General features: G+C 74.1%; 18 protein-coding genes. 8 read left to right on the top strand and 10 right to left on the bottom strand.

Annotated elements, in window-relative coordinates; all coding sequences use genetic code 11:
* Window positions 1-279: 279 nt before the first annotated feature.
* The 3 genes from LC193_RS05685 to LC193_RS05675 all read left to right on the top strand — a co-directional run bounded on the left by LC193_RS05685 (window position 280) and on the right by LC193_RS05675 (window position 2,830).
* Window positions 280-984 (top strand): hypothetical protein, encoded by a 705-nt coding sequence (locus tag LC193_RS05685; protein WP_226072138.1) that lies wholly within the window; start codon window positions 280-282, stop codon window positions 982-984.
* Window positions 985-1,129: 145 nt separating this feature from the next.
* Window positions 1,130-1,360: a hypothetical protein gene (locus tag LC193_RS05680; RefSeq protein WP_226072137.1), complete on the top strand. Its 231-nt coding sequence runs from the start codon at window positions 1,130-1,132 to the stop codon at window positions 1,358-1,360.
* Window positions 1,361-1,399: 39 nt separating this feature from the next.
* Entirely contained in the window at window positions 1,400-2,830 is a 1,431-nt protein-coding gene (locus LC193_RS05675) for a serine hydrolase domain-containing protein (RefSeq protein ID WP_226072135.1), read from the top strand.
* A 188-nt stretch (window positions 2,831-3,018) separates the two neighbouring features.
* Here LC193_RS05675 and LC193_RS05670 read toward each other — a convergent pair whose 3' ends face one another.
* From LC193_RS05670 to glnII, 6 genes are all read right to left on the bottom strand, one after another.
* Entirely contained in the window at window positions 3,019-3,303 is a 285-nt protein-coding gene (locus LC193_RS05670) for a GrpB family protein (protein ID WP_226072134.1), read from the bottom strand.
* 27 nt (window positions 3,304-3,330) lie between these two features.
* Window positions 3,331-3,978, bottom strand: coding sequence for a LuxR C-terminal-related transcriptional regulator (locus LC193_RS05665; RefSeq protein WP_086161004.1), 648 nt, complete (start codon window positions 3,976-3,978; stop codon window positions 3,331-3,333).
* A 144-nt stretch (window positions 3,979-4,122) separates the two neighbouring features.
* Complete coding sequence (locus tag LC193_RS05660; RefSeq protein ID WP_226072133.1) at window positions 4,123-5,913, bottom strand: pectate lyase; 1,791 nt, start codon at window positions 5,911-5,913, stop codon at window positions 4,123-4,125.
* Window positions 5,914-6,056: 143 nt separating this feature from the next.
* Window positions 6,057-7,103, bottom strand: coding sequence for a phosphatidylinositol-specific phospholipase C domain-containing protein (locus LC193_RS05655; RefSeq protein ID WP_226072132.1), 1,047 nt, complete (start codon window positions 7,101-7,103; stop codon window positions 6,057-6,059).
* Window positions 7,104-7,271: 168 nt separating this feature from the next.
* Window positions 7,272-8,576, bottom strand: coding sequence for a sensor histidine kinase (locus tag LC193_RS05650; RefSeq protein WP_226072131.1), 1,305 nt, complete (start codon window positions 8,574-8,576; stop codon window positions 7,272-7,274).
* A 322-nt stretch (window positions 8,577-8,898) separates the two neighbouring features.
* Window positions 8,899-9,918, bottom strand: coding sequence for a glutamine synthetase (gene glnII, locus LC193_RS05645; protein ID WP_226072126.1), 1,020 nt, complete (start codon window positions 9,916-9,918; stop codon window positions 8,899-8,901).
* Between the two features lie 378 nt (window positions 9,919-10,296).
* On the opposite strand from glnII, the gene LC193_RS05640 reads away from it, so the two are divergent.
* Both LC193_RS05640 and LC193_RS05635 read left to right on the top strand, forming a co-directional pair.
* Window positions 10,297-10,605 (top strand): hypothetical protein, encoded by a 309-nt coding sequence (locus LC193_RS05640; protein WP_226072124.1) that lies wholly within the window; start codon window positions 10,297-10,299, stop codon window positions 10,603-10,605.
* 191 nt (window positions 10,606-10,796) lie between these two features.
* The gene (locus LC193_RS05635) at window positions 10,797-11,615 is read left to right on the top strand and encodes a polysaccharide deacetylase family protein (RefSeq protein ID WP_226072121.1); all 819 of its coding nucleotides are present in this window, start codon (window positions 10,797-10,799) and stop codon (window positions 11,613-11,615) included.
* A gap of 25 nt (window positions 11,616-11,640) precedes the next feature.
* Here the strand turns inward: LC193_RS05635 and LC193_RS05630 are convergent, their stop codons facing one another.
* From LC193_RS05630 to LC193_RS05620, 3 genes are all read right to left on the bottom strand, one after another.
* The gene (locus LC193_RS05630; RefSeq protein ID WP_226072119.1) at window positions 11,641-12,039 is read right to left on the bottom strand and encodes a DUF2795 domain-containing protein; all 399 of its coding nucleotides are present in this window, start codon (window positions 12,037-12,039) and stop codon (window positions 11,641-11,643) included.
* A 302-nt stretch (window positions 12,040-12,341) separates the two neighbouring features.
* Window positions 12,342-13,217, bottom strand: coding sequence for an aminoglycoside phosphotransferase family protein (locus tag LC193_RS05625; RefSeq protein ID WP_226078493.1), 876 nt, complete (start codon window positions 13,215-13,217; stop codon window positions 12,342-12,344).
* A gap of 173 nt (window positions 13,218-13,390) precedes the next feature.
* The gene (locus LC193_RS05620; RefSeq protein ID WP_226072117.1) at window positions 13,391-13,993 is read right to left on the bottom strand and encodes a TetR/AcrR family transcriptional regulator; all 603 of its coding nucleotides are present in this window, start codon (window positions 13,991-13,993) and stop codon (window positions 13,391-13,393) included.
* A gap of 102 nt (window positions 13,994-14,095) precedes the next feature.
* Here LC193_RS05620 and LC193_RS05615 point away from each other — a divergent pair, with 102 nt between their 5' ends.
* On the top strand, window positions 14,096-15,019 hold the full coding sequence (locus LC193_RS05615; RefSeq protein ID WP_226072115.1) for an NmrA family NAD(P)-binding protein: 924 nt from the start codon (window positions 14,096-14,098) through the stop codon (window positions 15,017-15,019).
* A gap of 45 nt (window positions 15,020-15,064) precedes the next feature.
* On the opposite strand, the gene LC193_RS05610 is transcribed toward LC193_RS05615, so the two are convergent.
* Window positions 15,065-15,643: a TetR/AcrR family transcriptional regulator gene (locus LC193_RS05610; protein WP_226072112.1), complete on the bottom strand. Its 579-nt coding sequence runs from the start codon at window positions 15,641-15,643 to the stop codon at window positions 15,065-15,067.
* A 419-nt stretch (window positions 15,644-16,062) separates the two neighbouring features.
* On the opposite strand from LC193_RS05610, the gene LC193_RS05605 reads away from it, so the two are divergent.
* Complete coding sequence (locus LC193_RS05605; RefSeq protein ID WP_226072110.1) at window positions 16,063-16,677, top strand: RNA polymerase sigma factor; 615 nt, start codon at window positions 16,063-16,065, stop codon at window positions 16,675-16,677.
* Window positions 16,674-17,612, top strand: a complete 939-nt coding sequence (locus LC193_RS05600; protein ID WP_226072108.1) for a CU044_5270 family protein — start codon at window positions 16,674-16,676, stop codon at window positions 17,610-17,612. The genes LC193_RS05605 and LC193_RS05600 overlap by 4 nt, the downstream gene beginning before the upstream one ends.
* The last annotated feature ends 24 nt before the right edge of the window (window positions 17,613-17,636 follow it).

Genomic DNA, 17,636 nt, shown 5'->3' with positions numbered 1-17,636 from the left:
CCGACTGCTCGTAGGACAACTCCATACCGGTCTCGACGGCGACACGGTTGACGGCGTTCGCCAATTGCGTGCGGGACCATCGCGCTTGTTCGAGCAGCGAGGCGAGAGCGGCGTTTCGTGTGCGTGGGGGTGCCATGCGTGCGGACTCCCAAACTTTCATGGCTTTCACGTTCACTCGCCCACCCAACGGTACCGCCTCAGTGGCTCAGTGCAGTTGTCTCTTCACGTACGGGCACCGTGCTCACCGGTGCCGACGCCGGAGGAAGAGGAGACTGCGAGTTGACGGATCGACACATCGCTTCGTCGGCCCATGACATGTCGTGGATGCCGAGGGAGGGCCCGGCGCCGCTGCCGTGCGGGCGCTGGTGGGACGGAGTCCAACTGCCGACGATCACCGGAACGCAGATCATCGGCCACCTTCGGGAACGGTCAGGACCGGTCGTGGAGGACCAGGCGACAGGGCTCATGACCTGGCTGATCCCGGTCGGCGCGGCGGACGCCTGGGAGCCGCGACGTGCCGATGTCTCCGTGCTGGGCGCGGGGCGTGTGCTGCTGGTGCCGCCCGTGGAGTGGTCCGGAGGCCCGTGGCACGGCGGTTTCCCGACACGCTGGCTGATCCCTCCGCGGGAGACGTGCCTGACCGGGCCGGCCGACCTGTTCGCGGCCCTGCGCACGGTGAGCCCATCGCACGGGCAGCGGGGGGTGGCACGGCGGTTGCCCGCGGTGAGGCAGGTGTCGGAATGCGCGTCGTGCGGCGGCCTTGATGTCGTGGGGGTGCCTCATCGCTGCCCCGATGGGCACGGTCCGCACCGGCTCCCGCTGCTGCTCTCCGATATCGACGTGCGGCACCGCTTGTCCTGGCGGCAGCGGCACGGCTTGGACTGCGCCCTGTGTGCGCGGCGGCTGACCGGCGCGTCCCGTCGTCCGCTGGCCACCATCGAGGGGCAGGAGCTGTGCGCCTGTGCACCCGCCTGTCGGCCCTGACGGCTCGCTGTTCCTGCCCCCGCCCTTCCTCTCCGGAGAGCGATATGAGCGTTCGAACACTGTCGCGACCCGCCGGGCCGCACCTCTCGCGCCCATGCCGTGCCAGGGCGGTGATGCCGGGATGACCGCAGGGGTTCGGGTCGCTGTGGAGATCGACGCGGGCACCGTGCGACGCGGCGACCAACTCATGATCGGAGGCCAGGCGTTCGTCGTCGAGGACATGACCTCCATGGCGCATGGCGCCAAGCGCCTGATTTTCACGACCGGCGAGACGTTCACGCTGCGCCGGACCACCGTGCTGTGGGCCGCACGGTGCGTCGATCCGCGGCGGCGGGGAGGGCGCGGGCCCAACTGGTCGCGTAGTCGGATCAGTTAATCGTTTTGGGCCGGGAGGTCTTCCGTCTACGGTGGCCGGATGGCTTCTCCGCGTGTCCTGCTGCCGCGTTCCACCCCGGCCGCCTGCGGGGTGTCCTCCCGGTCGGTCATCGCGCTGCTCGACCGGTTCGAAGCGCGATCCGTCGAGTGCCACTCGCTCATGGTCGTGCGGCGCGGGCACGTCGTCGCCGAAGGCTGGTGGGCTCCCTACTCGGCCGGGCGCCCGCACCTTCTCTACTCGCTGACCAAGTCGTTCACGTCCGTCGCCGTGGGGCTCGCGATCGACGACGGACTGCTGTCGCTGGACGACCGGGTGGTGGACGTGCTGCCCGAGCACGTCCCGGCCGGCATGCCGGAGCAGGGGCGCCGGCTCACCGTCCACCACCTGCTGTCCATGACGACCGGGCACCGTGAGGACAGCCTCGCCGAAGCCTGGCAACGGGAACCGGGCGACCTGGTCAAAGGCTTCCTGCGCGTGCCGTTCCCCGAGCCCGAGGGAACGCGGCACGCCTACGACAACCCGACCACCTTCGTCCTGGCCCGGATGGTGGAACGGGTCACGGGCCGCAGCCTCCCCGACCTGCTGGACGAGCGGCTCTTCCGGCCGATGGGCGTCGACCACGCCGAATGGGACCGGGTGGCGAGCGGTGCCGCCTTCGGGTTCCACGGACTGCACCTCACGACCGAGGCCGTGGCCGCCTTCGGTGAGCTGCTGCTGCGCGGCGGGCTCTGGGGCGGGCGGCAACTCGTCCCGCGCGCATGGGTGGAGCTCGCGACGAGGCGGCACATCGGCACCCGGCAGATCGAGGGCTGGTCGGAGTACCCCGACGCGCTGTGCGGGTACGGCTACCAGTTCTGGATGTCGCGGCACGGCTACCGGGGCGAGGGCTCCTTCGGCCAGCTGTGCCTGGTCGTCCCCGCGCACGATCTCGTGGTCGCCGTGACCGGTGCCGTCCCGCAGGGCGAGGCCCTGCTCGACCCCCTGTGGGAGTGCCTGCTGCCCGGCCTCGACCACGCGGGGAGCAGCCGGGACGACGAGGTGCTCGCCGCACGGTTGCGGCGGCTGTCGCTGGCTCCGGTTCCGGGTTCTGCCGCGCCGGAACGTTCCGCCAAGGCGGTCATCGACGCCCCCGCCGGGGACGCGCCGCTGCCCGGCGGGACCACGGTGGCGGTGGAGCCCGTGGACGGCGGATGGCTGCTTCGGCTCGGGGCGTTCCCCGACATCGCGGTGGGCCACGGGAGTTGGCGGGAGAGCGCGCCGCTCGGCCGCGCGGTTGTCGCGGCGGGCGCCTGGCAGGGCGACACGTTCGTCGCCGACCTCTACGTCATCACCACACCGCACCGGGTCCGGCTGTCGGTCGACGCCGGCACGGGGACCGCGAGGGCGACGTGGAACGCCGTGCCCCTGACCGGCCCGAGCCTGGCGCCGCACCTGCGGTCGCCGCTGATGACACGGCCCGACGTCGCGTAGGTGCGAGCGTTCCGGCCGGTCACTCGCGGCGGCTCGCGGGCGACGGCCGAGGTCGCCGTGCGCGGTCGAGCAGGGCGCCCGGCCCACACGTCCGGGTGTTCGCCGCTCGCGCCGCGTTCGCGGCCCTCCGGGGCGGTCGCACGCCTTCGGTCCGCGGCACGGCGCGGCGTGGGCGGGCCGCGCGTCGGTCATTCCTCCCGGACGGAGACGGCCGGCAGGCCGCGCGGCGCGTTCTCGTCGACGAGGCGCTGGATGAGCGCGGTCCTGCCCTTGGTGGAGGCGAGCCCGTCCGTCTCCTGGGCGGCGAGGCGGCGCTTGAGCGGTCCGTACTCCCGCGCGGCCTCGGGGTCGGCGCGCAGCCGGTCGCGCGGGAGGCGTTCGTTGCGGCTGGGCCACGAGTCGGCCGTGACGACGTGCAGGTGGTGCGTGCGGCTGCCGGCGTCGTCGGAACGGCAACGGGCGACGCCGGTCACCTCAGGTGAGGTGCGGGCGGCTCGTGTTCACCGTTCGAGGTAGGCGAGGACCGCAAGGACGCGGCGGTTGTCGTCGTCGGACGGGGGGAGGCCGAGTTTGGTGAAGATGTTGGAGGTGTGCTTGGCCACGGCGCGTTCCGTGACGACAAGGCGCTCGGCGATGGCGGCGTTGGACCGGCCCTGCGCCATGAGTTCGATGACCTCCCGCTCGCGCGGGGTGAGCCGTTCCAGCGGAGAGTCCTGGCCGGCGCGCTGGGCCAGCAGCTGCTGGATGACCTGCGGGTCCATGGCCGTTCCGCCGGCGGCGACGCGGCGCACGGCGTCGATGAACTGGTCGGCGTCGAACACCCGGTCCTTCAGCAGGTAGCCGACGCCGCCGTTGCCGTCCGCGAGCAGTTCGCGGGCGTAGAGCTGCTCCACGTGCTGGGACAGGACGAGCACGGGCAGTCCCGGCTGCTCCCGGCGGGCGGTCAGGGCGCATTGCAGCCCCTCGTCCGTGAACGACGGGGGCAGCCGCACGTCCACGATCGCCACGTCGGGGCTCAGGTCGGCGAGGGCCCGGGTCAGTCCTGGGCCGTTGTCCACCGCGGCGGCGATCTCGAAGCCGTGGGCTTCGAGCAGCCGGACCAGTCCGTCCCTGAGCAGGAAAAGGTCTTCGGCGAGGACAACGCGCACGGGGTTCTCCGTCTCGTTCGGCGAGGCGGCCCTCAGCCTATCCGGCCCGGCGCCCCCCTCCGGCACGCCGCCCGCCGTTGCGGACCCGGGCCGCCGCGGCGGCGGGCGGCCGGGCCGGGACGGCGGGCGCGGAGGCGGCCCGGCTCAGCGGGTGGTGACGTGGGCGACGAGCCGGGCCATGTTCTCCGTGAACGAGCCGGTGGTGATGCCGTCCACCGGCTCGCGCGGCGCGTACGGCGGCTCGGCCGGCGGCGCGGCCGGGTCGTAGGGCGAGGTGTCGTACAGGTCCCCGACGTGCGTGCCCTGGTAGGCCCGCCCGTCGTACGGGGCCGGCGGGGGAGTGCCGCGGAACGGGTTCGTGGTGGCGTCGAGCGGCACGAGCCAGTGGTCGCGGTCGCCGAGGCCGGCGATCAGGTCCGCGGCCTCCGCCTCGCCGACGGCGGGCAGCGGCGGCGGGGCGGCCTCACGGAACAGGTGGGAGATCTCCACATCGGCCACGGAGAACCAGCGCGGAAGCGCCACCCGCCCGCCGCGCGAGAGGGGCGAACGGGCGCGCCAGTCCGCGAGTTCGGCGTCGCTCATCGCCATGATCCGGTCGTACCGCTCCCACAGATCGGCCACGTTCAGCCGCTTCGCGGCGTGCGAGTGGCCGAGGGTGTCGCGGTGGTCGTGGTCGAACCAGTAGGCGCCGTTGCGCACGTTCGACCCGAAGCGGTGGGTGAAGCGCGCCCGGTCGGTGCCGAGTTCGACGTACGTGGGGTGCGTCCGGCCGGCGAACCTGGGGTTCTCGGCGATCTGCTCCTCGGTCAGCCGGCAGCGCTCAAGCCAGTCGATGGCCTCGGGAACGCGCCGCACGTGGGAGCGGTCGCCGGTGAGCAGCGCGAACGTGCACAGGTGGCGCACGAGGTTCTGCGTGATCTCGGGGGCAAGACCGCGCGGCTCGTACGAACGGGCGCCGGCGGGCGCGCCCGCGGGCCGGCCGCGGCGCGCGGTCGCGAGGTGCTGGAGGCCCCAGCCGGGCTGCGGGGCCGGCTGCTGGAGGCGGTGGACGAGGGCCATGGTGCGTTCCACCACGGGGACCAGGTCGTGGCGGCCGAGCGTGTTCACGCACATCAGCAGGAAGACGAGGTTGCCGGTGAGGACGCCGTCGTTGAACGTCACGTGCCGCGTGTACTCGCCGTCCTCCATGCCGTGCGCGACGCCGTCGGGCAGCCAGGGCGGGCGGTGGCGCGGCCAGGGCACGGAGTCGGCGGCGCCGCGCACGCGCGGGTGGCGCTGCGGCCAGCCGCCGTCCGCGGCGCCGCCGCGGTACTGGGCGTCCACGACGAACGCGATGGCCCGCCCCAGCGCCTCGCCGACGCGCGGGTGGCGGCGTTCGAGCCACAGGCGCAGCAGCAGCTGCGCTGCCTGCGTGGTGCCGCCGTCGTCGAACGTGGCGTTGCCGTAGTAGTGCTGGAACTCCTCAAGGCGCCAGCCGTTCGCGCCGACGGTCGCGTACCAGTGCGCGAGGGCGCGTTCACCGGCGAAGTCGTGGACGTAGTTCCAGCCGCCGGAGGGCAGTTGGGCGTCGACGAGGGCCAGGGCGGTGTGTTCTGCCGCGGCGAGGAAGGTTTCCTCGCCGGTCGCGTAGTAGGCGTCGAGCATGCTGTGGCCGACGGCGGGCGTGCCGGGCGGCTGGACCCAGCACATGGTGCGCCGGGCGGCCATCTCCCCCCAGGACTGGGAGAGGTCGGGCAGGTAGCTCCACACGTAGGCGCCGCGGTAGGAGACGTGCTCGTCCATGAAGCGCGCGGCGCGGCTCATGGCGGGCACGATCCGGGCCGGCGGGTCCGGCGCGGCCGTGCGGCCGGCGGCGGCGGCCGGGGCGGGGAGCGGGCCGGCGAGCGGGGCGAGCAGGGAGGCGGCGGTGAGGCGTGCGAAGGTGCGGCGTTCCATGGGCGTCCCTCCAACGGGCGCATGTCGCGCGGGACTTCGGCCCCGTGCGGGCGGGGCGCGACCACGGTAGGGGAGCGTGCGCGACAGGGCCAGGCCCCGGCCGGGAACGGCCGGGAGCGGCCGGGGCCTGGCGGGGAGGGCGTTCAGCCGCGCGGCAGGACGGTGGGCAGCACCGAGGGCAGGCCGGACCAGTCGGAGGTGACGGTGGTGGCGCCGGCCGCGGCGAGTTCGCCCACGCGGGCCAGGGCCTCGGCCTCGCCGGGGGCGACCGGGTCGATGGCCGGCGGGACGGCGTGCGCGTCCGTCATGACCAGCAGGTAGTTGCGGTCCCGGTACCAGGAGGTGTCGATGGTGCCCTGGGTGTAGGCGGTGGCGCTGCCGTCGAAGACGACGAACCAGGGCCGCAGCGACGCGTCGGTGTAGCGGGTGCGCGGGTCGCCCGGCGCGGCGCCGAGGACGGCGGGGAACGCGGCGGTGCCCGCCAGCGTGCCGGCCGCCGCCGCGTCGCGCAGGTGGGTGGCGTACTCGCGGTCGGTCCACAGGCTGTCGAACGGGTTGCCCTGCTCGACCGTGCCGGGTATCAGGTGCACGATGAACCGGCCGGCCAGTTCGTCGCGGCCGGGGAAGCCGCCCGCCCGCACGGCCTCGTCGAGCGTGGCGTGGCCGCTGCCGGCCAGGAGGTCGCCGGGGCCGAAGACCGCGTCGCCGAGGGCGCCGCGCAGCAGGGCGTCCAGCTCGTCGGGCCCGCGGCCGAGGTTGTCGGCGAAGCCGTCCTTCAGTTCGATCTTGAGCTGGATCGGCGGGTGGTCGGGGTTGGCCTCGTGCCAGGCGCGGATGTCGGCCAGGCAGCCCGCGAGGTTCTGGTTGACCGGGCCGCTGCGGAACTCGGCGGCGGATGCGGCGTTCTCGCAGTTGTTCACGTTGCCGAGCGGGTTGCTGTGGGACACCCGCCAGTCGCGGCTGGTGAAGTTGGTCCAGACGTCGAGTTCCAGGAGGCCGGCTCCCGAGTCGAGGGCGTCGGCGAGGTAGGGGAACGTGCCGGTCTCGTAGGCGTTGTGCACGCCGACGGACGTGGTCGCCGAGTAGGCCGCGGCGGGGGCGTCGGCCTGGGCGGGGAGGGGGGAGCTGAGGACCAGCGCGGCCGCGGCGAGGGTCGCCGTGCCCGCCGCGGCCGTGAGCTTGACTGCCATGCAGTGCCGCCTTCGGTGAGTCGTGAGATCAGGGACTCGCAACGAGGCGAAACTGTACGCCAGTTCGGGTGCGGGCAGGTGACGTGCGGGAGGGGCGGGAGCGGCCCGCCGGCGACGGCGCGACGGCCCGCCCGCGCGATGGCGGGCGGGCCGTGCGGGGCCGTCGTGTCAGCGGGAGGTGGTCCGGTGGCCCGGTTCCGCCGGGGCGCAGGGGATCTCGATGGTGACCAGGGTGGGGCCGCCCACGGGGCTGCTGATGGCCAGCACGCCGTCGAACGCGCCCAGCCGCCGCTCCAGCCCGCGCAGCCCGCTGCCGCCCGCCGGGTCGGCTCCGCCGCGGCCGTCGTCGGTGATCGCGATGCGCAGCGTTCCGGCGCGCTCGTCGTAGTAGATGTCGAGCCACGCCTGCTTGGCCTCGGCGTGCTTGGCCGCGTTCGTCAGCACCTCGCTGATCGCGAAGTAGGCGGCCGACTCGACGGGTTCCTCCAGGCGGCTCGACAGGTCGACGTCGACCTCGACGGGCAGCTGCATGCGCAGGGCCAGCGCGCGGGCCGCGTCGCCGAGGCCGCGTTCCGCGAGCACCGGCGGGTGGATGCCGCGCACCAGGTCGCGCAGTTCCGACAGGGCCTCGGCCGAGTTCTCCCTGGCCTGCGCCAGCAGGCGCTTGGCCTGTGCCGGGTCCTTCTCGATCAGTGCCTCGACGGTGCCGAGGCTCATGCCCATCGCCACCAGCCTGGCCTGCGCGCCGTCGTGCAGGTCGCGTTCGATGCGGCGCAGCTCGGCCGCGGAGTTGTCCAGCGCGTCGTGCCTGGTCTCGGTCAGCCGGGCGACGCGCTGGGCGAGCATGCGCTTCTCGGAGGCCCCGATGAGGGCGCGGGTCATCTCGAAGTGGCCGACGAGGATCAGCGGGTTCCAGCGCAGGGCCACCGCGGCGAGCCCGAGGCCGGTGAAGGCGGCGAGCACGGCGGTCGGCCAGGAGGAGATGGGCACGAACAGGTACCAGAACGTGCCGCCCGCGTCCACGATCGGCATCCAGACACCGCACACCAGGACCAGGCCGTACAGCGTGTAGCCGAACATCAGCCACGGCAGCATGGCGGTGAAGAAGCCGGCCAGCGCGTCGACGAACAGCCAGCCCGCGTCGCGCCAGGTCGCCGGGTCCTTCAGCATGTGCACGGTGCGTTCGACCTGCCCCGCCAGGCCGCGGCGGGCGTTGCCGACGGGCAGCGGGCGGTAGCCGGCGTGGATGTCGATGCCGTACCAGCTCCTGGCGAGCGCCCTGCGGTGGTTGGCGTGCGCGCGGATGGTGTCCACGATCACCGGGGTGGTGAAGAGGCCGAAGCCCAGCACCATGAACACCAGGGACACGACGAAGAGTATGAACAGCAGGAGCGAGACCCCGAGCGAGAGCAGCGAAAGCAGCAGTCCCTGTGCGGCGGCCAGCAGAGAGCCGCGCACTCGGTGCCCGTTCATGGTGGAGCCTTCCTGTTTCCGTGGGTGCTGCTCATAGTCTCCTGTCCGCGATGGGCGCGGTCACGGGGGGCGGCCCGTGCGTGCGGGGGTGTACCCAGCACCACCCGGAACGGGGGCGGAGCGCACCGGCGTGCGCCCCCTCGCCGGGCCGCGTCCGAGCGGATTCCGGAGCCGCCGTACCCAGGGGGCACGCACGGAGGGCGCCCGCCGGATGGCGAGCGCCCTCAGTGTCTCCCCGGTACCGCGCCCGAGCTGCCGGCCCGCGGGCCGGGGAGACGTGTGATGCGGTTGGTCGGCCCGGGCCGGCCCTGGTCAGCCCTGGTCAGACGAGGTCGGCCTGCTCAAGCTCGGCGCAGACGGTGTCCACGAGCAGCCGGGTCACGACGTACGGGTCGCAGTTGGCGTTGGGGCGCCGGTCCTCGATGTAGCCCTTCTTGTCGCGCTCGACCTGCCACGGGATGCGCACGGAGGCGCCGCGGTCGGAGACGCCGTAGCTGTACTTGTCCCACGGCGCGGTCTCGTGGGCGCCGGTGAGGCGGTCCTCGACGCCGACCCCGTAGTTGCGCACGTGTTCGAGCGGCTTGCCCTCCTTGCCGAGGGCGTCGCAGGCGCCGATGATCGCGTCGTAGTTCTCGCGCATGGCCTTGGTGGAGAAGTTGGTGTGGGCGCCCGCGCCGTTCCAGTCGCCCTTGGCGGGCTTGGGGTCGAGCGTCGCGGAGATGCCGAAGTCCTCCGCGGTGCGGTACAGCAGCCAGCGCGCGATCCACAGCTGGTCGGAGACTTCGAGCGGGGACAGCGGGCCGACCTGGAACTCCCACTGGCCCGGCATGACCTCGGCGTTGATGCCGGAGAGGCCGAGACCGGCCTTCAGGCAGTTCTCCAGGTGCGCCTCGACGACCTCGCGGCCGTAGATCTCGTCCGCGCCGACGCCGCAGTAGTAGCCGCCCTGCGGTGCGGGGAAGCCGTTCTCGGGGAAGCCGAGGGGCCGGGAGCCCTTGAAGAACGTGTACTCCTGCTCGATGCCGAAGATCGGCTCCTGCGCCGCGAAACGCTCGGCGACCGGGCGGAGCTGTGCACGCGTGTTCGAGACGTGCGGCTCGCCGTTGACGTCGTAGACCTCGCACAGCACCAGCAGGTGGGCGCCGCCGCGGATCGGGTCGGGGTAGGAGGCGACCGGCTTCAGGACGCAGTCCGACGAGTGGCCCTCTGCCTGGTTGGTGCTCGAACCGTCGAAGCCCCACTCCGGCGGCTCCGCGCCGTCCGCCAGGATCTTCGTCTTCGAGCGCAGCTTGGCGGTCGGCTCGGTGCCGTCGATCCAGATGTACTCGGCCTTGTAGCTCACGGTCTTGCTCCTCGTCGGCAGCTCGGCGGGCGATCGCGGGTGCGCGTCATACGCTGCTCGTACCCTCGCGACCTGCGATTTCCCTTCAGTTGCCCGTTTGTTAAGCGGGTGTGAATCATGTCCGGACCGCCGCCTGGGGTGAACGGGGAACGCCACTGCGGTTCGTGCCGGAGACGGCGGCCTGGGTCGCCGCGCAGAGCACGACCGACGGCTGGCTCACGGGCCGCGTCGACCGGTACTCGCCGGTGTCCGCCGGGGCCGACACCCCGTACGCGGCCTCGGCGCGGCGCCGGGAGCGCGGCGCGCTGTGGGACGTCGGGCCGCACGCCCTTTCGCTGCTGCCGCCGCTCGGAGAGGTCACCGGCGTCACCGCGGCGCGTGGCGCGGGGGGACCTGGCGCACGTGGCGCTGCGGCACGCCTCGGGCGCCTCAAGCCTGCTGACGCTGACGCACACGATGCCGCCGCAGGCGTCGTCGGTGACGGCGGAACCGCGCGGCAGCGCCGGCATATCGTCGCTGCCGGAACGGGCGGACGGCGGCGCGGTGCGGCCGTTCATGCGCGCCTTCGACGCGCTGCTCGCGTCCGCGCGCACGGGCGAGGCGCACCCCTGCGACGCGCGGTTCGGGCTGCGCGTCACTCAGATCCTGGCCCGCGCGGAGACGGCGCTCGCCGCCCCCGCGCACTGAGGCCGCGGCCGGGGCGGCGCCGGTCGCTCCCGGGGCGTCGGGGGGCGGCGGGACGTATACGGCCGACCGCGATGCGTGGCCATGGCTCGGACGTCCTGAGCGCGGCCCGGCGGCGCCCGCCGAACGGGTGCCGTCCGCGCGGTCCCGTGTCGGCGGCCCGTCGCGCCGCGCCAGCGTGAGCACAGTGGACCATGCCGTTCACCTCATACGACTCATCGGACAAGTCGTACGTGCCAAGCGTGCCACGGCGCACGGGCGTCTCCCGGCGTGTCCTGCTCGGGGCCGCCGCCGGCGTGGGGCTGCTCGCCCTCAACCGCCTGCTCGTGGACTCCTCGGGCGCCGGCGGCGCGCTGGGCGCTGGCGGCGCCGACACCGGCACACCCGGCCGGCCGGACGCCGCCCCCGGCGCTGCCGGGGCGCGGCACGCCCCGGGCCGCGTGCTCGCGGGCTCGGGCCGCCGGCTCGCCCTGACCTTCGACGACGGCCCGCACCCCACGTGGACCCCGCAGATCCTCGGCCTGCTGCGGCAGCACGGCGTGCCCGCCACGTTCTTCGTCCTCGGCGAGAACGCCGTCTGGCAGCCCGACCTGCTGCGCGCCATCGCGGCCGACGGCCACCTGGTGGCCAACCACTCCTACGACCACCCGAGGTTCGACCGGCTGCCGCGCGATGAGGTGCGCGCGCAACTCGGCCGCACGAGCGAGGTGATCGAGAACGCCCTCGGCGCGCCGCCCGGCTGGGCCCGCGCCCCCTACGGGCTGTGGACCGCGGTGAGCCTGGAGATCTGCGGGGAACTGGCCATGAAGCCGCTCGACTGGTCGGTCGACACCGACGACTGGCGCCGCCCCGGCAGCGCAAAGATCGCCGACAACCTCATGCGCCGCGCCCACCCCGGAGGCATCGTGCTCGCGCACGACGGGGGCGGTGACCGCGCGCAGACGGTCACCGCCCTGCGGGACTGCCTGCCCCGCCTCCGTGAACGCGGCTACGAGCTGGTGCGGCCCGCGTGAGCGCGCCGCGCCGGAACGCCGCAGGTCACGCCTTGGGCTTGCGCCCGAGCGCGTCGACCACCTCTTGGACGTTCGCGTAACGGTGGTCGGCGGGCAGGTCCCGGACCGGCTCGGCCAGCCCGTCCGGCGCGTGCTCGGCGGCCAGCGTGTCGAGCAGCGTGTCGCGGTCGGCCGGGAACACCGTGCGCCGCAGGTGCCGTGCCAGTTCGAAACGGAAGCTCTCCCGCTCCGCCTCCTCGGTCGTCGGCGCGCCCCGCGGCGGTACCGGCCCGTCGGCCAGGGGCGGGTCGTCGTCGGCGCCAGGCTCGGCCTCGCGCCACTCCTCCGCCCGGTTGGGGTGATCACCGCGCAGCATGCCCTGAAGGTCGTGCTTCATCACGTCGTCCTGGTGGACGTTCACGTGATCGCTGCCCCGTTGCTGCATGGCTTCCTCCTCGCCGGCTCGCTTGCTGAGGAAGACCCGGGTACCCGGCGGGGCGCCATCCGACACGGCGTGCGCGCCGCGCGCTCGTCTCCTCGCGGCCGACCGCGGCGCGGTGTTTGCCCCGAGGGGGCGGGGGAACCCGGACCCCGGCCGAGCGAGCGGCCTCGTGGGGGCACGAGAGGCTCCGGGCGCGGGAATTCAGGGGCCCGCCCCGGGGCCCGTTCCGTTGAGCGGGAAAACGGGCGCCGGGGGAGACGGCCGCCCCGGCCCTGACGGGCCCGGTGCCGCTCCCTCGCGGCGGCTCAGCGGGCGAGGGCCGCGGTGATCTGCCGCGTGGTCTGCGCCGCGACGCGGGAGTCGACGGCGGCGTAGATGGTGTAGGCCGTCAGACCCGTGGCCAGGGCCCAGCCGCGCCCTCTGGTCCAGGTGGCGTCGTCCACGTCGAGCGCGGCCCTGAAGGCGGCCCGGCTGCCGGGCGACATCAGCGTGAAGGCGATCATCAGGTCGCGGGCCGGGTCGCCGATGCCGAGCCCGCCGAAGTCGATGACCGCGCTGAGGCGGCCGTCCACGGTCAGCAGGTTGCCGGTGTGGAAGTCCCCGTGGAACCAGACCGGTGTCCGGTCCCATGCCGGAGCGCTCAGCGCCGCGTCCCACAACGCGGTCATGGCCGCCGCGTCGAACACGCCGCCGGTCTCCGCGATGGCGGCGCGCGTCGTCCGGTCCAGGTCGGCCAGCGGCCGGGCGGCGAGGTCTCCGCCGGGGGCCACGGCCAGGAGGTCGTCGGCCGCCGGTCGTTGCAGGGCGGTCAGGAACCCCGCCAACTCGACGGCGGCGCCGACCGAATCGCCCAGCGTTTCGACGGTCGCCACCTCGCCGTCCAGCCAGCGGGAGACGGACCACGGCCACGGGTAACCGAAGTCCGGCTCGCCCACGGCCACCGGCACGGGCACGGCCAGGGGCAGGTGCGGGGCGAGCCTGGGCAGCCACGCGGCCTCCTTCTCCGCCTGCCCGATGGCTCCGGCGTGCCGGGGCAGCCGTACGGACAGCTCCCCGCCGAGCCGGTGGATCACGTGGTCGGAGCCCGCCGGGGCGACCGGCGCGAGAGGCAGGCAGGACCACTGCGGGAACTGCGTGTCGACCAGGCGCCTGGCCAGTCGGGTGTCGACGGCGGGACGCATGTCCTCCGGCTCTCCGGTCGGCAACGGCAACTCCCTCGGTGGGCCCGCTCGGTGGTGCGGACGGTACGGGCCATCACAGCGCGTCCCGGGCCGGCTGTCGACGCGTTTTCCCGGCGCGCTCCGCCCCGCGGCTGCGCCCCGCGTCTCCGCCCCGCGTCTCCGCCCCGCGCGCGTCAGCGGGCACCCGCACGGTCCGTCGCGGACCGCGGCCCGTTCCCGGGGCTCAGACCCGCCACGGTCAGGCGGAACATCCGGTCCGCCTGGGCGGCGGGGTCCTGGCGGTGCTCCGTGGCGAGCGCGATGCCGACGACCAGGGTGATCAGGTCGGCGACCGTGACCTCCGCCGCCACCGCGCCGTCCCGCACGGCGCGGTCGAGCAACGGGGCGCCCGCCTCCTCAAGCGTCGCCGCGCAGGAGTTCTCGTACACCGGGTCGGGCGCTGAGCCGTCATAGGCCAGGGCGGCTGCCAGCCCGCGGGCCGAGGCCGCGTAGGCGACGACGTCGCTCAGCCAGTCGAGCAGCGCCTTCCGGCTGTCGTCCTCGCCGGCCAGGTCGCGGGCGCGGGCGCTCAGGGCCTCGACCCGCCGGTGCGACACCGCTTCGAGCAGGGCGCGGCGGGTGGGGAAGTGCCGACGCACGGTGGCCGAGCCGACGCCCGCGACGCGGGCGATCTGCTCAAGGGACGCGTCGGCCCCGTGGGCCGCGACCTCGTCCTCGGCCACCGCGAGGATGCGCGCGTAGTTGCGCCTGGCGTCCGCGCGTTGGCGGCCGGTCATGGCGTCACCTCCGGTCTGGCGAAATGGCGGGCCCCGCCATATCGTATCGGGAGCGAAACGGCGGGCCCCGCCGTTTCTGTCGTCGATCATCCTGGGAGCCTCATGTCCATCGATTCCGCGCCCGTCCTGGTCACCGGCGCCACCGGCAGGCAGGGCGGTGCGACCGCCCGTGCCCTGCTCGCGAACGGCGTCCCCGTGCGCGCCCTGGTGCGCGATCCGGCCTCCGCGCGGGCCGCCGCCGTCGCGTCGCTCGGCGCGGAACTGGTCGCGGGCGACCTCCTCGACCGCGACTCCCTCGTGCGGGCCGCCGAGGGCGTTCGCGCCGTCTTCTCGGTGCAGATGCCGACCGCGACCGCGAACGGGTTCGACTTCGACGGGGAGGTGGCCCAGGGCGTCAACCTCATCGAGGGCGCGAAGGCGGCCGGAGTCCCGCAGTTCGTCCACACCTCCGTCAGCGGCGCCGGGCAGCACACGGCGACCCCCGGCTGGGCCGAGGGCCGCTGGGCGGCGCTGGAGCCCACGCTCGGCGCCAAGAGCGCGATCCAGGACCGGCTCCGCGAGGCGGGCTTCCCCGCGTGGACGCTCATCAAGCCGGGCTTCTTCATGGAGAACGTCCTGCCCGCCATGGCCTTCCTGTTCCCGCGCGGCGTCGAGGGCGGCATCGTGAGCGTCCTCAGGCCCGAGACCCGCCTGTCCCTCGTCGCGGTCGACGACATCGGCCGGGCCGCCGCCGCGGCGGTCGCCGCGCCGGAGCGGTTCCACGGGGTCGAACTCGAACTGGCCGGCGACCACCTGTCGATGACGCGGATAGCCGACGTGCTCTCCCGCGTCCTCGGCGTCCGCCTGTCCGCCCCCGACATGACCGAGGAGCAGGCCCGCGCCGCCGGAATGCCGGACATGGGGGCCTCGCACGCGTGGATGAACGCGGTCGGCCAGCCGGCCCGCCCCCAGTTCGCCAGGGAACTGGGCCTTCCACTCACCGACTTCGAGACGTGGGCGCGGGAGCACCTGCGGGCCGCCGCCTGACGCGCCCCGCGCGGCCCGGCACGCGCCCGCCCCCGGGCGGGCGCGTCAGCGGGCCAGGAGCGCGCCGAGCACCGAGTCGAGGTACCTGCGGTTCTCCTCCTCGCCGTGCGGCAGGAGTTCCGGCACCGCGCGGGCCAGTTGGGCGCGGCCGACGTATCCGGAGTAGGTCTGGATGCTGCGCTGGCGCGCGTCCTTCTCGTCGAGCCCGAGCTCGACGAACAGGCCGGACAGGTAGTCGAGCCGCCTGGCCACCACGCGCCTGAGAACGGGCGCCACCTGCGGATGCGCCGCCTCGCCGATCAGTACCAGCTCGGTGGGGTCCCTGGTGGCCAACGCCGTGACATGCGCGAAGAGTTCACGGATGCGTGCCAACGCGTCGCGCTGGCGGCCGAGATCGGCGATGACCTCTTCCGTCTGTGCCTTCTCCCAGCGCGCGAGCGCCGCCTCGATCAGCGCCTCGCGGTTGGTGAAGTGCCAGTAGAAGCTGCCTTTCGTCGCGCCGAGGCGGACCGCGAGCGGTTCGATGGCGATGGCCGCGAGGCCGCCCCCCTCACGAAGCGCGGACAGCGCCGCATCCGCCCAGTCCGCGGCCGACAAGCGGCTCCGTCCCCCTGGTCGTGGCATGTCTGAACGGTAACGTACCGTATATGCATACGCTGCCGCATGGAGTCGTCCGGCCCCCTCGGCGGCCATCGGCCCCGGACCTGCCGTAGACCGGTGCCGGCGAGGGCCGCGGCCCCGTGACCTCGCCCTGGCCAGCGGCAACGCCTCCGGTCCGGCGCCCAGGCCGCCGCCGCGACCGCCGCGACCTCGGGGTGCACACCCGAGAGTAACGGTCCGGTCACATGTCCGTTCGCCGGGGGATCGCGCGTCCGCTTCGCGCCCGTCACCCCCCGGCGCGCCCCCGGGGGCGGCGTTCCGGCGGTGCTTCGGCGGTGCTTCGATGGGAAGTCCCGCGCGGGCGCCGGGCGTTCACGCGTGCGCGCCCGTTTGTGACGTGGGTCACGGGAACTCGCGCCGACGGCACGGACAGGGGTGGGGGTATGCAGATGACACTGCGAGCGCGCATTCGCGACGGCGACAGCGAGGCGTTCGGCCACCTCTTCGACGCGTACGCCCGCTCGGTCTACAACCACGCGTTCCGGCTGGTGGGGGACTGGTCGGCCGCGGAGGACATCGTCTCGTTGACGTTCCTCGAAGCCTGGCGGCTGCGCGGACGCGTCGACCCCGAGGGCGGCTCGCTGCGGCCCTGGCTGCTCGGCATCGCCACGAACACCGCGCGCAACACCCGGCGCGCCGCCCGGCGGCACACCGCCGCGCTGGCCCGGCTGCCCAGGGGCGAGGACGTGCGCGACATCGCGGACGAGGTGGCGGGGCGGCTCGACGACACGGAAGTGCTGGCCGCCGTCCGGCTCGCCCTCGACACCCTGCGGCGCGGTGAACGCGAGGTGATCGCCCTGTGCGTGTGGTCCGACCTCGACTACGCGACCGCCGCCGAAACACTCGGCATCCCCGTCGGCACCGTCAAGTCACGGCTGTCCCGGGCCAGGAAGAAGCTCGCGGCGGCGGCGCGCGACCTGGAACCGCGCCGCCGCCCAGGACAGGTGAAGGGAGGCCGCACCCCAGCGGCCTGGCCCGCCCAGGAGGAATCACGATGAACGGATTCTTGCCACTCCCCGAGAAGGAGCTCCCACCGGGCCGTCACGGACAGCTCAAGGAGTTCATGATGCAGGAGATCCAGAACGCCGCGGCGCCGAGCGGGGCCGCGCCCGGCCGCCGCCGGTGGGCGCGCCCCGCGTTCGCCGTCCCGGGCCTCGCGGGTGCGCTGGCCCTCGCCGTGGCGGCGGGCATCGCCGTGTGGGGCCCGGACGACGCCGGGCGGCCGATCGGCAGGGACGGCGAGGCGACCTACGCCTTCGCGCCCAACGTGAACGCGGACACCACCGACGGGGCCGGCGAACTGCTGCTCCAGGTCGCGGCGGCCGTCGACCCCCAGGCCGAGGACATCCGCGACGACCAGTGGACGTACGTCCGCAGCCGGGAAGCGCACGTGACCGTGAACGACCACATCGAGACCGTGCTCCCCCCGCTGTCCGACCAGGAGCTCTGGCTGCCCGTCGACGGGCCGGGGAAACAGCACGCGCCCTACGACCTCAACTACCGCCATCTCCAGACGCTGCCCACCGACCCGGACGCGATGCTGGAGTGGCTGCGCTCGCACCAGGACATGGAGTCCGATGACCGCAACTACGACCAGGACGCCTTCGTGCGCGCGAGCGGCCTGCTGCGGGCCCCCCTGATGCCGCCGGACGTCACCGCCGCGCTGCTCGGCGCCCTGGCGCAGATCCCCGACGTGTTCGTGGTGCGCGACGCGGTGGACGCGGCCGGCCGGCAGGGGTTCGCCATCGTGCGCTACGACTCCTACAACCCCGGAGTCCGCGACGAGGTGCTGTTCGACCCCGGGACCCTGGAGTTGCTCGGCTTCCGCAGCGTCGCGACCCGGGCCACCGACACCATCGAGGCCGGCCAGGTCCTGAGCACGACGGCCGTGCTGGAACGCGCCGTGGTGGACGAGGACGGCCAGCGCCCGTAGCCGCGGGGCCGCCCGGTGTCCGGC

The organism is Streptomyces marincola (genome assembly GCF_020410765.1).
Classification (GTDB): Bacteria; Actinomycetota; Actinomycetes; order Streptomycetales; family Streptomycetaceae; genus Streptomyces; species Streptomyces marincola.
Note: the sequence above shows the minus strand (reverse complement) of the source record. Positions and strands in the feature narration are given on the sequence as shown.